Genomic DNA, 18,344 nt, shown 5'->3' with positions numbered 1-18,344 from the left:
CCTCTTACTTGAAGTATTGATCGGCAACTGGTGCGCCGGTTTCTGCTGGGTTGTTGGCTGAGTTTCCGGCCAGCGGTGCCGCCTCACCCAAGTTTTTAAACATGCTGTCCAATGCTTCACCAGACAGTGCGTTTGCTACGATCTCGCCATGGACTTTAGCCACTGCTGCTCGCTTGGTCGCCTCTTCTGCTCGAGCGTTTGCGGTGAGAGAGTCTGATAGCTCTTTTTGATTAGCTTGCAGAGCATCAACCTTTTCCGCAAGAGGCTTGATAGCCTTTTCGGTATTAGTCGCCACTGCCTCACCAATCATGTTGCCGATTGTCTCTAGTTCTTCTTTGGTTAAAGGCATGTCGCCCTCCGTTTGGTTTGTATTTGTTGCAGGTTTATCCTGCTGGTTGAGGAATGATTTGAATTTATTGACAGCAATAGCTACCCAAGACTCTTGCCGGACTACCGGTGAGCCGGTTTCATCAAAGGTGATTTTTCCACCATCGCTTTTATATCCGAAGACCTCGGCCTTACCGCCGTTTCTGACGACCACAACTTGCGAGTCAGTGAAGTCAGCAACCCACGCATATTCATCTGGGCCAGATGCAAATTTGTCTCTTACTGCGCGGTCTATTCGGTTTTCTCGTTCGCGATATGATTCACCAACCAACGCACCAGAATTAGCCTTGATTGGCGTCGCTAGGTCAGCGTTAACCATTAGCCCAACGCCCTGTTCAGGCGTTGTGGCGCCAACCTCATGGAGTAAGATTGCGTCATGATCCATGGCTTTAATCTTGGCGACCCAATCAGCACCTAGCGCTTTTTGTTCTTCGTTTGCTTCAACCTGATCGAGGAATACAGCAACACTTGTGTGGATGGGTGGAACATCTTCCCCGCGTTCAATCGCAGCTATGCGCTCTAAAAGCTCTCGCCCACCCTCTGACTCCTCGGCCTTACCGATATCTACCCACTTTTCTAAGTAAATACGGTTGCCGGACTTCTTAACATTACGGTTCCAAGCCCCTACGTAGCCGATGTTTAGCCCTTCAGGAGAGAATGCTGATACAAACTGCCCATTAACCATTGGGTGTCCTAGTGGTGCCAGCGTCCCCTCAAGGCCGGTGTAGTGAGCATCAATTTCGTTTTCTGGATATAGTCCGCCATTCATAACCACGTTTGCTGGCAGCGTATAACTGGGGAGGATCAGGTGGTCGCGGCCGTTGTAATTCTCACGCCTGATAGACTGACTGTTTACCTTAGTTGTGACGTTAACCTGCATTGTCATCGGTTAATCCTCTTGCCTTCATTGAGGTGTATTCCTTCCTCGTTCGTTCGATTACGGTGTTTGATAATGGCTCACCCTTGTCGTCTACCAGCACGGCTACAGTTGAGCACTTGCAGTTAATTGAGTTTGCATCTCTAGACCACCAGTCTCGCTGCTCATCCGTTGTGTAGAGTTTTCCATGTCTAGCTGCGTGAGTGCTGCGAGTTGTGGGGCTCAGCGCTGAGATATGAAGCTGCATTGTTTGGATGCCGTAGTTGGCCTTGGCGTCATCATCCTCATCCATACGGGCTCTTCTTAAAGCCGTAGTGATTTCTGTTCTGGCGATGCGATTGGCTCTACGAGACTCAATGCCGGTTTGATCTGTTAGGTTTCGTGCAACCTCTTTCGGATTAAGGCCACGCCCGATGCCATCAGTCAGTATCCGAGCCATGTCAGCTTTAACTTGAGCGCTTAGGTTCTTCATTTCTTCAAATTCGCGAGCCCGAACCAATACAAGACGTAGTTGGTATGGCTCGCTCATCAGAATGCTTTGAACGCTATTTTGCCCAGCGGCATAGGCCGGTGATTGCTGGGATAGGTTTGCAAACTCTTGAGCGGTACCGCGCTGATATGCCACCTCGACATACTGATCGAAGAACCACAGGTTTAGCTCTCCACCCTGAAGCAATATTTCATCCACCATCCTCTCTCCATTCTGTAGAAGCATGGATAGAAGGCCTTGGTCTAGTTGGAATGCGTATCGTTGGTTAACTGCGGGTGATGCGGGGATTCGGTTCAGTATCTGTATATAGCCTTTGGTGATTAGCTTCATGCGCTTTGAAAAATCTCGCATGGATCCACGTTCTAGCCTATCAACTCCGGTCGGATCCTGTTTATTACTGGGTAGGATCGCCGACTTTGCTTTCTTCGCCATCGTCGATCTCCTCACCTAGTGGGTCATTTTCATCTGATTCATACCCAGCGGCCTCTCTAATCTCGTCTCGAGAGAAAACTGGCTCTCCAGTGGATACCGCCTTCTGGTTGATTTCGCTCATTTTGGTCGCGCTATCAAGCTTGTCAGACGATGACTGTTCGTTGAGGTCGTCCCAGATGACGGTTTTCTCTGACACCGGATCGATAATTTGCAGTTCGATTAGCTTGTCAGTGAAATCTTCAATGTCGTATGAAAGCTCTCGCTCTCTGCGTGACTGGCAGCGAGCATTCATATACTTCTGGTCTTCAGTGCTTGCTCGCTCGCCAGTTTGCATACCGACAAGAACCTTGGCAGGGATATCAACACCTGCCGCTGCCGTCTGGAGGTTTACGTCATAGGTTGGTGATGGGTCAGCTACTGAGGTCACCAGCGGCGTTACGCTTGCGCCCTGTGTGGTGAGCATCACATCGTTTCCACGGTTTACTTCTTTAGCAGCTTCATTGAACTTCTCTTGTAGGTCATCAACACTAACCCCATAGAGAGAGGCGAGATTGTTGAAATCAATTTCTTTCTCAAAGTTAACATTCAACTGCCTAGCGGCGTTCTTGAGGAAAGATTCACCAGACCCACCTTCAACTTTCTCAAGGCTGACAAAAGCGTTGTATGAAGGCTCTAAGAATCCAATGGCATCGTCTGAATAGTCCCCCAAAATAAACACACGGTCAGGGTGAATTTGGACCCTACGACTCCCACCATTCGATAGATATTCGGTGTATTCCCACATAGTGGGTAGGCCGTATGTGATTGAGTTGATATCAGTATCCAGCGAGTAAGGCTTTAAAGCCCCAGCCCATACAGGGGTGACCTTTTTTAGCCCCTTCCCTTTCGTTACAGACTGATTCCAAGCATTTCCATCACGGATATGTAGCAATATGCCTGACCACCGGCCAACCAATCGACGCTTATCAGCATCAGCAAAGCTATTCCAGAGTCTGTTAGTGAATACCGGTTTAATTTTCCCTTCCCAAGCAGTAGCTTTCTTCGCTTTATCGAATTTATCGCCTTCGATGATTTGCGGGTTAGACTTCCAACAGTGGGATATGATCTTGTTGACTGCGCCAAATGCAATGCCGCCGCGCCGGTAGAGCTTATAGAGGTCATTAAAGGTTAAGTCCTCTTTGAAGCCATACTCACACCACGCTGAGCTTCGCTTTGCATCAAGTCCCATAGTTGGATTTAGTAGCCCCATACGGGCACGCGCCATCCTTACATCCGTCATGGCGTGATTGACGGCTAGCTGTAGTTTGTCGTTCATGGAGTGTCCGTAGAAGATTTATTATCGCTATCTGCCTAGAAGCCTTTTTGGGATCATCATTCCTGCTGACTGAGTTTTGCGTTTGATATAGCCATCTAAGCCATAACGAACGCCATCCCAGCAGTGGTTGTTTTTGTCTTCGATGACTGGCAAAACTTCGCCGGTGATCCGGTCTGTTTTGTACGAGTAAAGACGGGCTTCTTTTGCAGTTTCTTTGCAGCGTGGGTGAATGATTATCTGCTTGAATCCACGCAGACATGTAATGCCATCCTCAACACTGCCCTGCCATTTTTGCGCAGCAGAAATATTGAACCCCTGCCCTTTAATGTGGCTTATTGTCTCTGGTCGCGAGTTATCAGCCTTAATAGGCCACTTTCTCGCCTCTGGAATACCAGGGAATTTTGCTTCATCTGTAACTTTCCACTCTTCCAGTTGCTTTGGCTTAGCCCCGTCCTTACCAGCGTAGAACTTCCACATGTCATCAAGCTCTACGCCATTGCCATAGGCTTCATATTCGATATAGAGATTGCTATCAAGAATGAACATTCGGATAAGTGTGTTCGGGTCTTTCGCGAAACCGAAGTCAGCACCAAACAACAAGCGTTCAGCCTTCTGCCAAAGATCATCAGCAAAACTCTGGACAACGTACTTGTTGGCCAGTACCTGCTTATCTGAATTTTCGAGATAGGCACCTTCCCAGATCCACGCATAATCAGCGTAATCAAGGTTTTCTAAGTCCTCTAGCCTTTCTTCCTCGAGGACCTCAGGGAACCATGGATTGTCTCCGTAGTTCATCTCGGCAAACATGGAGTTTTTGGGAGGATTCTTTCTAAACAGCTTATCTGTCGCGCTGCCGTCTTTTTCTGGGTTCCATGTAACCCAAATCTCAGAGCCTTTTTCACGAACCGTAGGACGTAGCTTCTTCCATGCCGTCGATGATACTGATTCAGCTTCATCTACCCATGCAATCAGTATTCGAGCCTTTGATTTGATGCTGTCGAGGTTATGCCGCAGACCACAAAACACGTAGCTAACACGTTTGTTTTTAGTCCTGATGTACTTTTCGCCTATATCGAAATAATCATCGAGCCATGGAACAGAGCGGATAGCTTGCTTGATCTCTTCCATCGATGATTCTTCAAGGGAGTTCATGAACTCTCTAGCGCAAAGAATTACACCGCTTATTCCGCTCTCAGCTGCCTGATATGCCTTAACCGCACTCATCAGAGCAAAGGTTCGCGTTTTTGCAGAACCTCGACCACCATAGGAGCCGCGATATCTGACGCCTTCCTTAGCAAAGACTGGGACTAACTTGGCGGGTATTTGTAGGTCAACTTGATTTTCCATTGGCTGGGTCAACTCCTACCAGACGAATGGTTGTTGGCTTCGGTGTCATAGAACCATCTGATGATTTGTGATCAACCATCTCTTTGAAGGCGCTGACGTCAATGTGCTTACCTAGCAACTCAAGATTCTTCACCTTGTCAGGCCATTTGATTTTCTTAAGCAGAGAAGGCACATCGCCGGATGACTCAACCACGTCAATCCCTGAAAGCGTGGTTCTCCATACCTTGGGCCAATCTTTAATCGGCTTTAGCTCACCGTTTTCAAGCAGAATGTCAGCTACGTCCATCTGATCAATTTCAGCAAGGCGCTTTAGAACGTAAGCAGCATCAATGCCAACCTGTTCGTTACGCTCCTGCTTAAGCTGTATAATACGTTCGGCAATGTTTGGTTTTGTTAGGTTTTCACAACCAGTTGCTCGGGCAGTTTTCTCACTGTACCCCGCACGAATGGCCGCTTGTGTTGCGTTCAAATCAACGAGGTACTCGCGACAAAACATTTCTTGTTTGTCGTTGAGCGCCATAATTACTCCTGAGTTTCTTCCACTACCGGCTTGAATGTGATTTCACTCAACTCATCCGGCTGAATATATGTCCATGAGCCGTCATGTTCTGCAATCGCGAATAGACCGTTAACCAGTCTTGGTTCTTTGGTTGTCATGACGCCTTCGTATGTGGTTCCGTCTTTCTTTGTTGCTTTGACGTTGTACTTATCAGTCATAAGCGAACATTCCTCTAATTTATGAGTATCCGCCCTCGGGCGCTATGTGAACTTATGCTGCAATATCGTGTGCTCTCAGTGAAAACACACTGTATTGCTCCATGATTCTTCTGCCACGGTTCATGTTACCGCCATGAGAGCGAGTGGTAATCGCTAGGCATTGGTCGTTATTGATGTCTCTGTACGCTATCAGTCAGGAGAGAAACTGGTTGTGGCTAATACAGAGATGCTGCGACAACCCTACGCAATTTGATTTGGTTAGCCAGACTCGCCCCGCTTCGCAGAGGTGCTAACTGACTTACGGCTTACCCGTCAGCAAGATCGGATCACCCCTTTAGCAGTGACACTATCAAGCGCCTACTTGAGACGCTTTGTAGTGGCTATGCGAGGTTATGTTTCACCACTTCATCTCTTGCGAACGAACTAGCGAACTTAATGATGAGTGATGCCATCACATAAACAATGGCTGTCACTATCCATCCAGACCAAGCGTATAAGCATGTCATTGCAATGAAAGTCACCCAGCCAATAAAGCGAGCAATCCCTGTTTTTTTCTTTGCAGCATCCACTAGAAGCTTTGCAAGCTTAACCTTGGTTTCTTCACCTGATTTCTCATACATGGCACTCGCCACTACGATAATTACCGCAATGGGAATAGCGAGTATGCAGAGCATCCAGTTGATAGCGACAGCGAGAGTGACAAGCCCTTCAATCTGATAGAAGACACCTGCTGACATGGAAATTAGAAGTAGCAGTGAAACTGTGTATGCGATAACTGTTTTCATGATGATTGTTCCTATCAGGCCGCTTGGTTAATTAGTTGAGATGAAGCCCAAAGCCCAGCTATCCACTGAATGCCTTTTGGTGTGAACTTCACTTGAGTGAATGCGTGTCCGTTATGCTGGTTCTCGCCTGTTTTGACTGCGAATCGGCCTGCATCAAGGTGCTGTGAGTATGGTGTTAGCTTTCCAGCCAGCTTGTACATGATCCCGTTATCAATCAGGAACAGGCGGAAATCGTTTTCTTTTATCTTCAGAAGTTTTGCTGTCTCTCTAAATCCCATCAGCCCGGATGCTTCAACGTACTGATCAACAAATTCAGCCTTTGGCGCTGCTACCGCTAACTTATTTTCGAGAGCTGCGTTTTGTTCCGCGAGGTCAGCAGCAAGACGAAGTGCCTCCGGCAGTGTCTGCGGAATTTTTACCGGATGGCTTAAGCTCTGCTCCAGTTCCTGCCAGCGATCGACAAGTCTGGCAGTAAATTCAGGTGAAAGCTGAGCGACTACGATGATGCTGTCACGCTTACCTCTTTCACCCTCAAACACATAAACAGCTACCGGCCTGCCTGCTGTTTGCTTTTCCTCAATTTGAGGAGAAGCTATCGTGCCTCTTTCAATGAGCGTTTCAATGGTTCGTTTGACGTTATCGTGTCGCTTCTCTACCAGTTCTGAGATTTCAAGACTGGTCATAATTGCTGGGTGATCATTTACTGGATATTGCATGGTGAATACCTTCAAAAAAGAAACCTCTGTTCACCAGAACGTCCATACCCGATCTCACCATGCTTCGATGGAGTTCTCAGAGGTCGCTTTTGTGAATGGTTTCGGGTTTTACGATACGCGGTGAAAGCGCGGTGAAATGCAGATGTAAAAAAGCCCCAGCGGTTGCTGAGGCCAGTCGTCAAGTTAATTACCCACACTATAGGGCGCTGAATGTGCACCCTAGTACACATATAACGAATTACTCAGATATGTGACGCTTTAACTTGATGAGGAGATAAACATGCTTATTACTTACAAATTAGCCTTAGCCTATGCACCGGTCATTCTGATTTTGTGCAAAATCGCGTACCACCTTGTGCAGTACAAGTTCCCTCTAAACTAATCAGCGCTCGCCCTTCCTCTGCCTTCCTAATATCTGCTTTGTCTATATTGCACTGCTCTAATGCTGAATAAAGTCGCGCGTTCAACAGAAGGCTATCTGACCATGACATTGAGTTCGGGACTTTAGGTTTCGGCGTTTCAGCAGTCAGGTTAGAAGGTAGCGGGATTATCGGCGCTTGAACGTATACCGTCCGCGTATTCCCGCAGCCGCTTAACTGCATCAGCAGGAATAAGCCGATTAGCGCAATCATCATTCGCAATAGCAGCCTTGATGTCATTCTCGGCTCTCTGTGACTCCAGTGCGTCCTGAGCTTTTGCATTCTGGTTAGCCTCGGAGATTTGGTTGAATAGAGTGACAGTGTTTAGGGCGTTTTTAGTGATGGTCTCTGCGCTCTTCTGGCTGGCGTCCATATCGCTAACTGTCTGGTTCAACTTTCCGTTGTTGTGCCAGAGGACACCAATCCCTACAGCAAGCAATACCAGCAGGGTCAGCAATACAGTGGTTAACTTGCTCATCTCTGACTCCAGGTGCAAACCTCATATTCAACGTCGCGTCGATTCATCAAGCCTTTCCACTTCTTGCCACCGGCATATACCCAGCGTTTGAGCTCATCACATGCTCCGGCGTAGTCACCGGCGTTGAGCTTTTTAAGCATGGTGGAATTGATAAAGGCGTTGGCCCCAACGTTATATGAGAATGAGTAGATGGCGGCGAGCTGGGTTTCGGTGGTTTTAACTTTAATGCTCGGATTGACCTGCTTGGCTATTAGCTCCAAGTCAACCTTGGTCAGCGCATCACATTCAGCATCTGAATATCGTTTGTTGAGTATGATGTCTTTACCGGTATGTCCATCACAGACAGTGATTACTCCAACCACATCTTTGTAGGGAACATACTCTCTCCCCTCCAATCCACCTTTACCGCTTAGCATTACCGTTGCGATTGCAATGGCACCGCCACCGATAGCCGAGGCGATTTTATGTCTCAGGGATGGGTTCATTACTCACCCCTTGAGGCTTTGCGCCGGTCTTCTTTTACCTTGAAGTAGAGATTCGTTAGAAACGTCAGGAGGCCAAATAGCAGGCTTCCAAGAACGCCAAACGCTGCCCACTGTTCAGGTGAGAAGCCATCAAGGAGTTGTTTAAGCCAGAATAAGGCGCTACCGCCTGACGCTCCGTAGGAAATACCTGTTGTGATTTTGTCCATACGTAGCATCGTCTCACCTCCCCGTAGGGTTAGGCGCTGTGTAATTAATTAGGGAATAGCGTCACCCGTATCCATGCCAGACAAGGAATGTGTGAGTGCGGTTGGTTGGTGTTGGATGACGCTAAATGCAAAAAGCCCCGAGCTATTAACTCAGGGCTTGAAATTGATACCGACCTTCCAGCCGGTTAGGTGGGGATAGCAGTCAATGAGACGAACTTACCCACTGTGCGATTATTTTTCTGGCGTCGCACCGGTGATCCAGAAAGCAAAAAGGCCAGCGATTAAGCCAGCCTCTCTTGAAACCCACGTTAAACATCTTCACGGATTTCTAGTGTTAGAGCTAGATTATTCTAGTTTTCTGCATTTTGCAAGCAGCAATCGTTACCGGATTGAAACTTTCTTCAATTTAGTTGGTAACTTTCGCAAGTTCGAGATTCGCCCCCTCTTCGGATGAACGCAGTTCTGTGATGAGTTGCTCATAGAATGGCTTTATTGCCTTATCCCATACTGTCGCTGATATTGCATCAGTGTGAGAGCATATAGCCCTAAATGCCTTTTGTGCTGGTATGCGCTCATATCCTCGGCCTGAGCATTGCTTACAGGTATGTTTTACGGGCACTCCCTGCCGCTCTGTTTCTTCGCGATTAACTGCTTCACCGCGCCCGTTGCACTTACAACATGCCACGGATACCTCACCCTTTCCGTTGCACTTCGGGCACATCGTATTGGTAACCTCCTCCGCATACTTCGGAGGTGTCTTTCCACATCCGGCGTGTTTCATGACCATGGCCTTCGACCTGATAACACCTGCACCTTTGCAGCATTCGCACAGTTCGGTTCCGGCTGCTGAGCGGCAATAGTCTTTGTATGCAAACTTTGCGAGCGTTTGCACGACCTTCACCTTAATATTCATATCAAGCTTGCGTAAGGCGGCAACCTTATCGCAGTGCTTGAGTCCGTATTGAGTGAGTAACTGTACCGAGCGTTTTTTATCGTTTTCGCTGATGTTCATTTTCCCATTGAAGGCAGCAAATCCGAGTGGTGCTCTACTCTGCACCATCCCCAAAGCGCACATGACATCAGTGTTGGTTAAAGCGTCTGATGCTGTTGCGCGAGGGGAGTCGCTGATCTGAGTAGATTTCGGTGAATGAAATTTGACTGTGCTTTCGATATTCATCGCTTACCCCACCTGTTCTTCCCACTATCACCGCGAGCTGTCATGAATACGCCATTCACTATTGCGTGGTGCTTGGCCTCTTTGTCGTGAATGTATTTGGATATGGTTTCTCTGTTGATGTGTAGGCGTCGTGCTAGCTCGCTCTGATTGCCGTATGTATCGACTAGCATGTCGGGTATTGTTCGGATTTCGGCATTCATATCCCCTCCAGTTCGGTGATGACTACTTCCAGCTTTCCGCCCTTCACCAGCTCGCCACGCCGTACCCTGAAATCATCAATCTGCTCGTCGTCTTCCATGAATCCAGCATGCACAAGCGAATCAAAGACGGCCTTTTGAAGGTTGTCTAAGTCGCGACGGCGTTTGTCTGGTACGTGGGCAGTGATTGAGAATTTGAGTCTGGAGGTGGTGTGAATATCGAGGTTTTGTTGCTGGATGATGGTGATAATGTTTTGTCGGTATTTTGTGCCTTTCTCGCTGATGTAGTGCCGTTGCCTTGCGTGTCGCCAGTATGTGTTTAGGCTGGGCGGGTACGGCAGCGTTAGCCGGTATTCCCTCATAGTTTTAGCTTTCCCTCTGCAATCAGCGCGGCCTGAGTTCGTATGACGCCCTCAAGGTGTGCCATGTGAGCTTCACCAGCGTCTGTGCGCCTTGTCCTGCGGTCTATTTCGTCGTGACATGCTGAGCATGCCCAAGCACCGAATAAGTCGTTAGGCTTCATCCCTACGCCGCACAATCCAGCCATTCGAAAATGAGCTAGTACTACCGTTTCGCTATTGCCGTTACATATGCCGGGCAACCGCACTTGGCATTCTCGGCCTTGGGCTTCTTTACGAAGGTTAGCCATGTCTATTCCTCGCTCGCACTCTCAGCCAACGCACATCATGCAAGTGGGTGCTGTAGTTGAAAGTTACTGTTGATATGGGCTGGGGTTTACTGCGTGGAGTGGATTTGTTGAAGATTAAATTGTCTATCGCTATTTGTGTCGGACTTCGCTGTCGCTTCATGCTGCCTCCGGTGGCTCGGGGTCGGTAGCTCGGTCAGCCTTGTTCTTGTAGTAAACAGCCCAACTGAGTGCATCCAGTTTCTTCCTCCCCGCGGCATCGTAGATATAAATCCCATTCCTGCACTCATGGTTCTCTTTCACATTTGCTTCAAGTCTTTCTAATTCTTCGTATGTGAGTGTGGCTAGCTTGTGCCTGTCCCATCCGAAGTTACGTGGTAGTTTGCTCATGCTGCACCTCTCTTGCTTTTAAATCGCTGATAAGCTTTGAATACTCCGCAAGATAGAAAAGCTAAAATCCAAAGACCAAGGTTGTAGCGGAAAAAACCCCAATAAAATTTGCTATCAGGAAGTTTCCATGCAGCAAGAACAAGTAGAGCCGATACCATTACACATACCAAGGTCATGACCACGCACATGGCGGCTGTTTCTTTCCACGTCATAATTTATTTTCCTGCGATTTCAGAAGAAGCTCTGTAGTTGATTGAGAATATTTTCGTCTCTCGTTCCAGCGAAAATATGTTTGATGGCTGCGTTAATCATTGCGTTATAGCAACGTTCGAACTCATCCGCTTCCATGTTCGCGTATGCCAAGCTCTTGGCCTCAGTTCGTATCTCACCGTTTAGCCGTACCGTCTGCTCGTAAAAACCTGCGAGTATCGTTAGGTCTTTGCGGAACCGATCAAACTGGCTGTGCTCATCCATATGCTCAAGACCTGCCTTGTTTGCACACCAGTGCTGAAAGCAGAATTTGAAGAAGACGAACATCTTTTTGTGAAATATCGGATTGCGGGTTAGCTTGAAATCAGCGGTGTAGACTTCACCGTTTTTGAACTTGGTTAGGCGGGGTAAATCGTGTTCGAACATTGGTACAAAAACGCCACCGGCATTTTTAACCATGTCGATTTGCAAAGGCTATTTCTCCTGTCGATACATCATAATTACAAGACCTTTAGCCGTGGTGATCTTCATTTGGTCTCCATCCTTGATAGTGTCTAGCTCAAAAGCATCGTAGAGCTCATTGACCGCCTTCTGCTTTCGGGAAATCTTGCGACGCTTATCCCATTGCTTAAGGGTTATACCCATCAGCCATTCGCCAGACTTCCACATGATGTATGTCCAGCCTATCAGAGCTAATCCGGTGTTTAGGTAAGTTGATAAATTAGACATCACCCCCCCTTAACCTTGATGCCATTCTGGCGGTTAGAGCGGTAGAACGATGCAATAAAATTCATCTCGCAAATCATTGCTACGCGCATTTCCGCAGTTAAGCGACAGCCGAACTTATTTGACTTGCCGACTGACCGACGGCGCTTGCGCAGCACTTTGCGTGTGTGAGCCTCCAGCACTTCAAACTGACGCTGTTTTGAGGCATAAACACCCTTTGCAGGTATTTTTCGAGCCTGTTTTTGATACGCGGTTAACAGATCGTGTACGTCTGATGATTTAGCCATTCTTTTTTTCTCCTTCGATAACCTTGATGCCAGCGGAACGGATCGCCTCGGCGCATTGCTCCAGCCCAGTGTTGAATCCAAGCTCGTGATCGGACAGAGTTTCTTCGTAGTCACGATGGTCTGGGAGTTGAACCTCCACCGCCTCGCGGCTTGCTTGCCATGCTACAAACATAATATCTTTGATGTAAGGACCTGTTTTATCAGGGTGATAATCGTACTTAAACCACGCTTCAAACTGTTCACGACTTGTCATGACTATCTCCACTCTGATGCTTGCTTATTGTCATTCTGATTGGCAGCGTACCGGCGCGCGGCCTCATCCTGTTCAATGTTGACGAAGTGCCCGTTCTTCCATCCCATGTAAAAAGTCTTTGGCTGGCCAGAACGATATTTCCCAACGATGATTTCGGCGATCCCTTTCATGTTGCTGTTGTCGTGATAAACCTCATCGCGGTACGGGAAGATAATCACGTCTGCATCCTGCTCGATCGCCCCTGAGTCCTTCAGGTCTGCCAGAGTTGGGCGCTTGTCAGGTCGAGTCTCAACACCACGATTAAGCTGTGAGAGCAAGATAACGGGTACTTTGCTGCGCAGGCTGAACTGCTTGAGCTTCCGTGTAATCTCTCCGATCGCTATGTCGTTACGCTCTGCCTTTGGCTTTTTCATCAGGCCGAGGTAGTCGATAGAAACAAAGCTGAGGCCGCCGTCCATGTTCAACCGTTCGGCATGTGAGATTATTTCATCAACGCTCATCGCCTCATCAAGCACATAGTTTTCTTCGCCCTGAAGCATGCCGGTAGCGGCTGTTAGTCGAGTGAACTGCTCGGGGATCATATCGAGAGGGTTACGCAGTGCGCCGATAGCTAGACCAGAGCGATCGGCAACGTGGCGTTCGACGACCTGCATCTCTGACATCTCCATGGAAATCATTAGGCCGCGGCCTTTCTGGTGACCAATTGAGTTGCCGATGTTGATCGCCAGCTCCGTTTTTCCCATACCCGGTCGCCCAGCGATGATTATCAGGTCAGTGCGATCGAATCCCCCGTACTCGTTATCCATCGGCTCAATACCGGTTTTGAGATACAAGCCTGACTCAGCGCCTTTCATGCGTTTCTCCAGAACATCCATGTAGTCCGGCAGTAGGTCACCAATCTTGCGCGGCAGCCGGTCATTGGTTTCGAATTGCAGGTTCGACAAAATACCGCTGACTTCGGCGATCCGCTCGTTTAGGTCATGAGTGCCAGCTTCACGAAGCAACGAAGCCGCCTTGGTTAACTCAGCCTCCCCCTTTCGCAACATCCAGCACTGGCGAACACGCTTAGCCCACGCCTTGATGTTTGCAGCAGACTTGCAGCGGGCAGATACCGACAAAACCAGATCCCGAGTTTCACCAGCCACCCCCTCCTGAACCGTAAACGGGTCAATCGGTTCGCACTTGTTCAGCAGCGCAACGATAACGCGGTACATGTTCTGCAAGTGGAAGTTTGCAAAGGCCTCGGCAGGCAGCTTCCCAGCGATTTCAATGCAATCAACGTGGTCGCCTTTGATAATCATTGAGCCAATCAACTGCTCTTCAAAATCGTAACTGTCCATCAGTCCTCCCTACCCAAAACTTCATCGATAATTCGTTGAGTTAACGCCGTTTCGATCCCGTATTTTTTGCCACTTGGATTCTCTCCACATGCCCATGCACTTGGCTTGTAACCAAACTCGATGTACCCGTTGATGAACGTGTCGATATCGGCTGGCTCTTTGCCAAGTTCTTTGCACTGCTTGAGGTAGGAAGCCCATAGGCGCTTAAGGCCGCTCTCCACGGTAACGGTGAAACTACGCATTTTTGGCAATCCGTGTTTCTCCGCTTTGCAATTCCAAGTGTTCTTGAAACGTTCGCGATCGAATACCGGTGATTTTGAGCGTGGATTTGTTCCCAATGATCGAGGATTGGTTCCTGCTTGACGGGGTATTTTTTTGCTCACATCCAGCAATCCCACATCGTGGGTTTGGGTATGTTTTATATTGTCTTTGGTAAGACTGTTTAGGGTGTCGGGTGATTCCGCCCAACTTGAAACCTTTTTTTGCCCAACATTTTGGGTGGTTTTGCCCAACTTTTTAGGTGGTGATTTTTTAATCTTATTTAGCTGCCATTCCTTGATGTTAACGTTGACGCTAACTAGCTTAAATCCTCCCACTTTTCTTAGGTTTATAATGCGCCTTTCAGACAAAACCTTTAGTGCCGCCGCTACATCTGAATCATCCAGATCGGTAGCATCTGCAAGATAGGTATTTGTTACTTTGTCCTCTGACTTGTTCCAACCGAAAGTGCAGAAAATAACGGCATCAAAAACCTGATGCTCACGACCAGCAAGCTTCAATTTTTGCTTAAGCTTTGCAATGCTTGTGGCGACACGCATATAACCATCATCAAGACTCGCCACTCTCTGCTCCACGGCCTCCTGTGGTGGCCTGTAATCAGATAACTGCTTAACGACGCCCATCATTCTTCACTCCCGCCTTAGCCAATCTGTAAACGCCAATTAACCGCTCAGCAAACGGCTTGTTATTGGCAGCAGCTACGATTAACCCGTCGGGGCTATCAGGTTGACGCCGTTCCTCTTCTCTATTGCTTTTTCTACGTTTTGACATAGAATTACTCCTGTTAATTGATCCAGTACTAGAAAGTCATAGTGATCTGAGAGTCGTCAGCTGTTCCCGCAGTTGGCGACTTTTTCTTTTGTGGCAATACCGATTCCACAGCCTGACGCGCTACCTCACGAATCAAACTGGTTTCCCATACCTTCTCTAGCAGTACGAACATCGTTGCCATGTCGCGGATATTGAGGCGGCTTACTTTCGATTCGTGCCACCCTGCTTGCTTTGCTAACTCTCGGTTAGTCTTCTGCATCATCCGGCAGCGGAGTTCTGTCTCCACTTCGTTGATGCGCTTGCTATAACTTGCATGTTCCATTTGTGATACTTCCTTTGTTGAATAAATAGTTACACCACCGGTTAGGTGGTTGGGGTTTCACTCAGTGCCTTTCCGGCCAAAAGAGTGAGAGATCAGATTGTTTAAAGAGCGGTGTTGCTATGTATATCGGTTAAGCTGCGTTGCTCAATTGAGGTGGGAAAACATCATCAACCTGTACAGATGCCCCCAAATCATTCAGCGCTTTTACTAGTTCTCGGCACATGTTCAGGCTTGGAGTTCTTCGTCCTGATTCGTAATGGCCTATTGCGCTTTGAGTGCAGCCAACCATTGCAGCTAGAACTGTCTGAGAAATCTTTAAAGACTCTCTAACCTTGCGCAAATTGGTCATGCTTACCTCCTTTGTATCGTGATAATCACAATAATACATTATGTACTAAATGCAAGCAACGAATTAATACATGTTGTACGTTGTAGCAGTTAGTACGTTACGTAATAATTTTAACTATGAAACAGACATGGCAGGATCTGGCTAAGTCCAGAATGAAAGAGATCGGAATGACCCAAGAGAAACTGGCTGAAAGGCTGGGGAAAACTCAGGGGGGAATAGGTCATTGGCTTAACGGAAGGAGAGAGCCAAGCATCGATGATATTGCGTCAATAATGAGAGAGCTTGGCCTTGATGAAATAAAAATCCATTCATCTGGCGAGGCATCTTCTCCTAATGGGTTTGATGCAAACGTCTCTTATCTTGGAGAGCATAAACCAAAGGGAGACTACCCACTTATCAGTTGGGTAAGCGCGGGGATGTGGTGTGAGGCTGTAGAGCCATATCATCGAGGCGGGATAGATCGCTGGTATGAAACAACCGTTGATTGTTCAGAAGGTTCGTTCTGGCTTGAGGTAAAAGGCGATTCTATGACAGCCCCTTCAGGGCTTAGCATCCCAGAAGGAACAGTGATACTTGTCGATCCAGAAGTGGAAGCCGTGAGCGGAAAGTTAGTAGTTGCCAAGCTTGAGAGTGAGAATGAGGCGACGTTTAAAAAGTACGTCGTTGATGCGGGGCATAGATATCTGAAGCCGCTTAACCCGCAGTACAGCATGATACCGATCAATGGTAACTGCAGGATTGTTGGGGTCGTCGTTGACGCTAAGATAGCCAACCTTCCGTGATGCTGGTTTAGCCCAGTGGCCTGAGGATACGTTTTAGGGGAATAAGGTGTTTAATTGTACAGTAGTTAGGTGTATTTCCCTTTTTGGGAACTTCATATATAGTAAGTGATAAGGACATCGTTAAGTATGGCCATGATGGTAACGAATACAAAGCTCATAGCTGAATATTCCAAAAAGCACAATCAAGCGTCAGGTGCATTGCGATCATGGCTTGATGAAACAAAAAGAGCTAACTGGTCTAATTTTCATGACATAAGGGCGTCTTATCGACATGCTGATTATGTTGATGGTTTAGTAATTTTTAACATCAACGGAAACAACCACAGATTAGTAGTCGAGGTTCAGTATGTGGGTAAATATGTTGTAGTTAAATGGATCGGGACTCACGCTGAGTACGATAAAAAGAACCGAAAAGGTGGGTTTAAATTATGAGTAAGTCTTTAGTAAGCATCATAAAATCTGAAGAACAATATGATCAATACATGAATGAAATCATGCAATTGCTAGAATCAGGCCTAACGCCAGGGACTGATGAGTTCGACAGGTTTGAGTTGTTGAACCTCCTAGTTCAAAAATATGAAGAGCAGAACTACCCTATTGATAAGCCAGATCCAATTGAAGCAATAAAATTTAGAATGGATCAGCAAGGCTTAACTCAAGCTGATATGAGACAATATATTGGGTCTGCATCTAAGGTTTCAGAGGTATTGAATAGAAAGCGTCCTTTAAGTCTTTCCATGATAAGAAGGATTCATAATGGATTAGGGATATCTCTAGATGTTCTGATTCAGAGTGATGCTACTGACATGGAACATCAGCATGAACTCGATGATTGGGAGGCTATTGGATCAATTAGTGGAAAAATTATAAAGCTATCACTAAATGAAACGATGCGGCTTATAAGCTCAATACCTCCATTCGACAAAGACGAAAGTGTAGACTTACAGAATATCATGTTCGAGATACCCGAAAAAACTGCTAATTGGAAGAATTATTGGCCACAGGAAGCAGAAGAACTGCATAAAATATCATCCAGTACTACCGAAGTAACATTTGATATGAAACAGAATAGCCTCCACCCAAACAACAAAGACTTTAGAGAGATGGTGCATTAATCATGAACATCAAATTATTTAATAAGAAAGTACAGGGAATGTCTCTCAAAAGGCACGAAGCAAAAGACAAGAAGAAACCTAAAATAAAAATTAAAATAACAAATGAAATATTCAATAATATCAAAGATGAAACGATATTTAGGGCTAGATTTAATGTTACTGTTTTGGCTGAAAACACCGCAGAAGTTGAAGTTATTTATGACTTCGATTTCAAATCAGACTGCAAAGTTGATGATGAATTTACAAAGTCGCTGTCAGTTAGGTCTGATGCACCACATTTAGCGTTTCCTTACATAAAAACCTATATTGAATCAGTTTTACAACTTTCTGGATATGGAAATGTTAACTTGCCATATTTTGATTTTGTTGAAGAACCAGCAGATATTGACTAAACAGTCACTCACCCCGCCGCCGCGCGGGGGTTTTATTGCCCTCACTCCTTCATCGCCTCCGCTGCCATTATGTACGTCGCCCTTCTCTTCTCGTCATACTCTATCTGAGCGAAAGATTCCAACATTGAAATGATGTATTCCTTCTTCACCCCTTGCTCGTAAGACACCAGATTCAGCGTTGCCTTTCCCACCGCTTCGCATAGGTCGTTATAGCCGATCGCGTTCTTATCCATATTCCCTCCTGTTTTGCTCACTTTAACACCAAGGAAATGTCTACGGCACGCATATTAAAAATAAATACACATATAAATCATACACTTTGTACTTTTTTAGTGACTTTAAGTACATTTTGTATTGATAGAATTTAGTACATTATGTATTATCTACTTCATCAACACGGCAGCACACCAGATCACCGGAAGCAGCCAGCTCTTTAAAAAAATGGAAAGTCGGA

Annotated in this window: 33 protein-coding genes; 4 read left to right on the top strand and 29 right to left on the bottom strand. The window is 46.8% G+C overall.

The window, feature by feature from the left end; all coding sequences use genetic code 11:
• Window positions 1–4: 4 nt before the first annotated feature.
• The 28 genes from K9N75_RS05965 to K9N75_RS05830 form a co-directional block, all read right to left on the bottom strand.
• A complete protein-coding gene (locus K9N75_RS05965) occupies window positions 5–1,273 on the bottom strand; it encodes a hypothetical protein (RefSeq protein ID WP_224452341.1) in 1,269 nt (422 codons plus the stop codon).
• Window positions 1,257–2,186: a phage minor head protein gene (locus K9N75_RS05960; protein ID WP_224452340.1), complete on the bottom strand. Its 930-nt coding sequence runs from the start codon at window positions 2,184–2,186 to the stop codon at window positions 1,257–1,259. The genes K9N75_RS05965 and K9N75_RS05960 overlap by 17 nt, the downstream gene beginning before the upstream one ends.
• Complete coding sequence (locus K9N75_RS05955; RefSeq protein ID WP_224452339.1) at window positions 2,149–3,501, bottom strand: anti-CBASS protein Acb1 family protein; 1,353 nt, start codon at window positions 3,499–3,501, stop codon at window positions 2,149–2,151. The genes K9N75_RS05960 and K9N75_RS05955 overlap by 38 nt, the downstream gene beginning before the upstream one ends.
• A 27-nt stretch (window positions 3,502–3,528) precedes the next feature.
• Complete coding sequence (locus K9N75_RS05950) at window positions 3,529–4,848, bottom strand: PBSX family phage terminase large subunit (protein ID WP_004090845.1); 1,320 nt, start codon at window positions 4,846–4,848, stop codon at window positions 3,529–3,531.
• Entirely contained in the window at window positions 4,832–5,368 is a 537-nt protein-coding gene (locus K9N75_RS05945; RefSeq protein ID WP_004090844.1) for a terminase small subunit, read from the bottom strand. The genes K9N75_RS05950 and K9N75_RS05945 overlap by 17 nt, the downstream gene beginning before the upstream one ends.
• A gap of 2 nt (window positions 5,369–5,370) precedes the next feature.
• Entirely contained in the window at window positions 5,371–5,565 is a 195-nt protein-coding gene (locus K9N75_RS05940; protein ID WP_224452338.1) for a hypothetical protein, read from the bottom strand.
• Between the two features lie 380 nt (window positions 5,566–5,945).
• Window positions 5,946–6,350, bottom strand: coding sequence for a hypothetical protein (locus K9N75_RS05935; protein ID WP_130994444.1), 405 nt, complete (start codon window positions 6,348–6,350; stop codon window positions 5,946–5,948).
• Window positions 6,351–6,364: 14 nt separating this feature from the next.
• Window positions 6,365–7,066 (bottom strand): phage antirepressor KilAC domain-containing protein, encoded by a 702-nt coding sequence (locus K9N75_RS05930; RefSeq protein ID WP_130994445.1) that lies wholly within the window; start codon window positions 7,064–7,066, stop codon window positions 6,365–6,367.
• Window positions 7,067–7,386: 320 nt separating this feature from the next.
• Entirely contained in the window at window positions 7,387–7,707 is a 321-nt protein-coding gene (gene lysC / locus K9N75_RS22870) for an Rz1-like lysis system protein LysC (RefSeq protein ID WP_224452590.1), read from the bottom strand.
• Complete coding sequence (locus K9N75_RS05920; protein WP_224452337.1) at window positions 7,598–7,963, bottom strand: DUF2570 family protein; 366 nt, start codon at window positions 7,961–7,963, stop codon at window positions 7,598–7,600. Before K9N75_RS05920 ends, lysC begins: the two co-directional genes overlap by 110 nt.
• Entirely contained in the window at window positions 7,960–8,448 is a 489-nt protein-coding gene (locus K9N75_RS05915) for a lysozyme (RefSeq protein WP_224452336.1), read from the bottom strand. Before K9N75_RS05915 ends, K9N75_RS05920 begins: the two co-directional genes overlap by 4 nt.
• Window positions 8,448–8,663, bottom strand: a complete 216-nt coding sequence (locus K9N75_RS05910) for a class II holin family protein (RefSeq protein ID WP_004094663.1) — start codon at window positions 8,661–8,663, stop codon at window positions 8,448–8,450. Before K9N75_RS05910 ends, K9N75_RS05915 begins: the two co-directional genes overlap by 1 nt.
• Window positions 8,664–9,060: 397 nt before the next feature.
• The gene (locus K9N75_RS05905) at window positions 9,061–9,831 is read right to left on the bottom strand and encodes an antitermination protein (RefSeq protein WP_224452335.1); all 771 of its coding nucleotides are present in this window, start codon (window positions 9,829–9,831) and stop codon (window positions 9,061–9,063) included.
• Window positions 9,828–10,031: a protein ninH gene (locus tag K9N75_RS05900; protein ID WP_131020075.1), complete on the bottom strand. Its 204-nt coding sequence runs from the start codon at window positions 10,029–10,031 to the stop codon at window positions 9,828–9,830. Before K9N75_RS05900 ends, K9N75_RS05905 begins: the two co-directional genes overlap by 4 nt.
• On the bottom strand, window positions 10,028–10,390 hold the full coding sequence (locus K9N75_RS05895) for a RusA family crossover junction endodeoxyribonuclease (protein ID WP_224452334.1): 363 nt from the start codon (window positions 10,388–10,390) through the stop codon (window positions 10,028–10,030). Before K9N75_RS05895 ends, K9N75_RS05900 begins: the two co-directional genes overlap by 4 nt.
• Window positions 10,387–10,677 carry a DUF1364 domain-containing protein gene (locus tag K9N75_RS05890; RefSeq protein ID WP_025796672.1) on the bottom strand — a complete coding sequence of 97 codons (291 nt, stop codon included), beginning with the start codon at window positions 10,675–10,677 and terminating at the stop codon, window positions 10,387–10,389. Before K9N75_RS05890 ends, K9N75_RS05895 begins: the two co-directional genes overlap by 4 nt.
• Window positions 10,670–10,837: a NinE family protein gene (locus K9N75_RS05885; protein ID WP_224452333.1), complete on the bottom strand. Its 168-nt coding sequence runs from the start codon at window positions 10,835–10,837 to the stop codon at window positions 10,670–10,672. Before K9N75_RS05885 ends, K9N75_RS05890 begins: the two co-directional genes overlap by 8 nt.
• Complete coding sequence (locus tag K9N75_RS05880; protein WP_224452332.1) at window positions 10,834–11,064, bottom strand: hypothetical protein; 231 nt, start codon at window positions 11,062–11,064, stop codon at window positions 10,834–10,836. Before K9N75_RS05880 ends, K9N75_RS05885 begins: the two co-directional genes overlap by 4 nt.
• Window positions 11,061–11,276, bottom strand: a complete 216-nt coding sequence (locus K9N75_RS05875) for a hypothetical protein (protein WP_224452331.1) — start codon at window positions 11,274–11,276, stop codon at window positions 11,061–11,063. The genes K9N75_RS05880 and K9N75_RS05875 overlap by 4 nt, the downstream gene beginning before the upstream one ends.
• A gap of 19 nt (window positions 11,277–11,295) precedes the next feature.
• Window positions 11,296–11,745: a DUF1367 family protein gene (locus tag K9N75_RS05870; RefSeq protein ID WP_008813107.1), complete on the bottom strand. Its 450-nt coding sequence runs from the start codon at window positions 11,743–11,745 to the stop codon at window positions 11,296–11,298.
• Window positions 11,746–11,748: 3 nt separating this feature from the next.
• Entirely contained in the window at window positions 11,749–12,003 is a 255-nt protein-coding gene (locus K9N75_RS05865; protein WP_224452330.1) for a DUF4752 family protein, read from the bottom strand.
• Window positions 12,003–12,287, bottom strand: coding sequence for a hypothetical protein (locus K9N75_RS05860; protein WP_224452329.1), 285 nt, complete (start codon window positions 12,285–12,287; stop codon window positions 12,003–12,005). The genes K9N75_RS05865 and K9N75_RS05860 overlap by 1 nt, the downstream gene beginning before the upstream one ends.
• Window positions 12,280–12,540, bottom strand: coding sequence for a phiTE_015 family protein (locus K9N75_RS05855; protein WP_224452328.1), 261 nt, complete (start codon window positions 12,538–12,540; stop codon window positions 12,280–12,282). Before K9N75_RS05855 ends, K9N75_RS05860 begins: the two co-directional genes overlap by 8 nt.
• Window positions 12,541–12,542: 2 nt before the next feature.
• Window positions 12,543–13,880 carry a replicative DNA helicase gene (locus K9N75_RS05850; RefSeq protein ID WP_224452327.1) on the bottom strand — a complete coding sequence of 446 codons (1,338 nt, stop codon included), beginning with the start codon at window positions 13,878–13,880 and terminating at the stop codon, window positions 12,543–12,545.
• A complete protein-coding gene (locus K9N75_RS05845) occupies window positions 13,880–14,785 on the bottom strand; it encodes a replication protein (RefSeq protein ID WP_224452326.1) in 906 nt (301 codons plus the stop codon). Before K9N75_RS05845 ends, K9N75_RS05850 begins: the two co-directional genes overlap by 1 nt.
• A complete protein-coding gene (locus tag K9N75_RS05840) occupies window positions 14,769–14,930 on the bottom strand; it encodes a hypothetical protein (protein ID WP_187989795.1) in 162 nt (53 codons plus the stop codon). The genes K9N75_RS05845 and K9N75_RS05840 overlap by 17 nt, the downstream gene beginning before the upstream one ends.
• 28 nt (window positions 14,931–14,958) lie before the next feature.
• Window positions 14,959–15,252: a CII family transcriptional regulator gene (locus tag K9N75_RS05835; protein WP_072307697.1), complete on the bottom strand. Its 294-nt coding sequence runs from the start codon at window positions 15,250–15,252 to the stop codon at window positions 14,959–14,961.
• Window positions 15,253–15,382: 130 nt separating this feature from the next.
• On the bottom strand, window positions 15,383–15,601 hold the full coding sequence (locus K9N75_RS05830) for a helix-turn-helix transcriptional regulator (RefSeq protein ID WP_224452325.1): 219 nt from the start codon (window positions 15,599–15,601) through the stop codon (window positions 15,383–15,385).
• 116 nt (window positions 15,602–15,717) lie between these two features.
• Here K9N75_RS05830 and K9N75_RS05825 point away from each other — a divergent pair, with 116 nt between their 5' ends.
• The 4 genes from K9N75_RS05825 (at window position 15,718) to K9N75_RS05810 (ending at window position 17,890) form a co-directional block, all read left to right on the top strand.
• Window positions 15,718–16,383, top strand: coding sequence for a LexA family protein (locus K9N75_RS05825; protein WP_224452324.1), 666 nt, complete (start codon window positions 15,718–15,720; stop codon window positions 16,381–16,383).
• A gap of 126 nt (window positions 16,384–16,509) precedes the next feature.
• Window positions 16,510–16,815 carry a type II toxin-antitoxin system HigB family toxin gene (locus K9N75_RS05820; protein WP_224452323.1) on the top strand — a complete coding sequence of 102 codons (306 nt, stop codon included), beginning with the start codon at window positions 16,510–16,512 and terminating at the stop codon, window positions 16,813–16,815.
• Entirely contained in the window at window positions 16,812–17,498 is a 687-nt protein-coding gene (locus K9N75_RS05815; protein WP_224452322.1) for a helix-turn-helix domain-containing protein, read from the top strand. Before K9N75_RS05820 ends, K9N75_RS05815 begins: the two co-directional genes overlap by 4 nt.
• Window positions 17,499–17,500: 2 nt before the next feature.
• Window positions 17,501–17,890, top strand: a complete 390-nt coding sequence (locus K9N75_RS05810) for a protein-export chaperone SecB (RefSeq protein ID WP_061553967.1) — start codon at window positions 17,501–17,503, stop codon at window positions 17,888–17,890.
• A gap of 41 nt (window positions 17,891–17,931) precedes the next feature.
• Here K9N75_RS05810 and K9N75_RS05805 read toward each other — a convergent pair whose 3' ends face one another.
• Window positions 17,932–18,123 carry a hypothetical protein gene (locus K9N75_RS05805; RefSeq protein WP_224452321.1) on the bottom strand — a complete coding sequence of 64 codons (192 nt, stop codon included), beginning with the start codon at window positions 18,121–18,123 and terminating at the stop codon, window positions 17,932–17,934.
• Window positions 18,124–18,344: the final 221 nt, after the last annotated feature.

Source organism: Hafnia paralvei (assembly GCF_020150375.1).
GTDB lineage: Bacteria > Pseudomonadota > Gammaproteobacteria > Enterobacterales > Enterobacteriaceae > Hafnia > Hafnia paralvei.
This window is presented reverse-complemented; position numbering and strand designations above follow the sequence as displayed.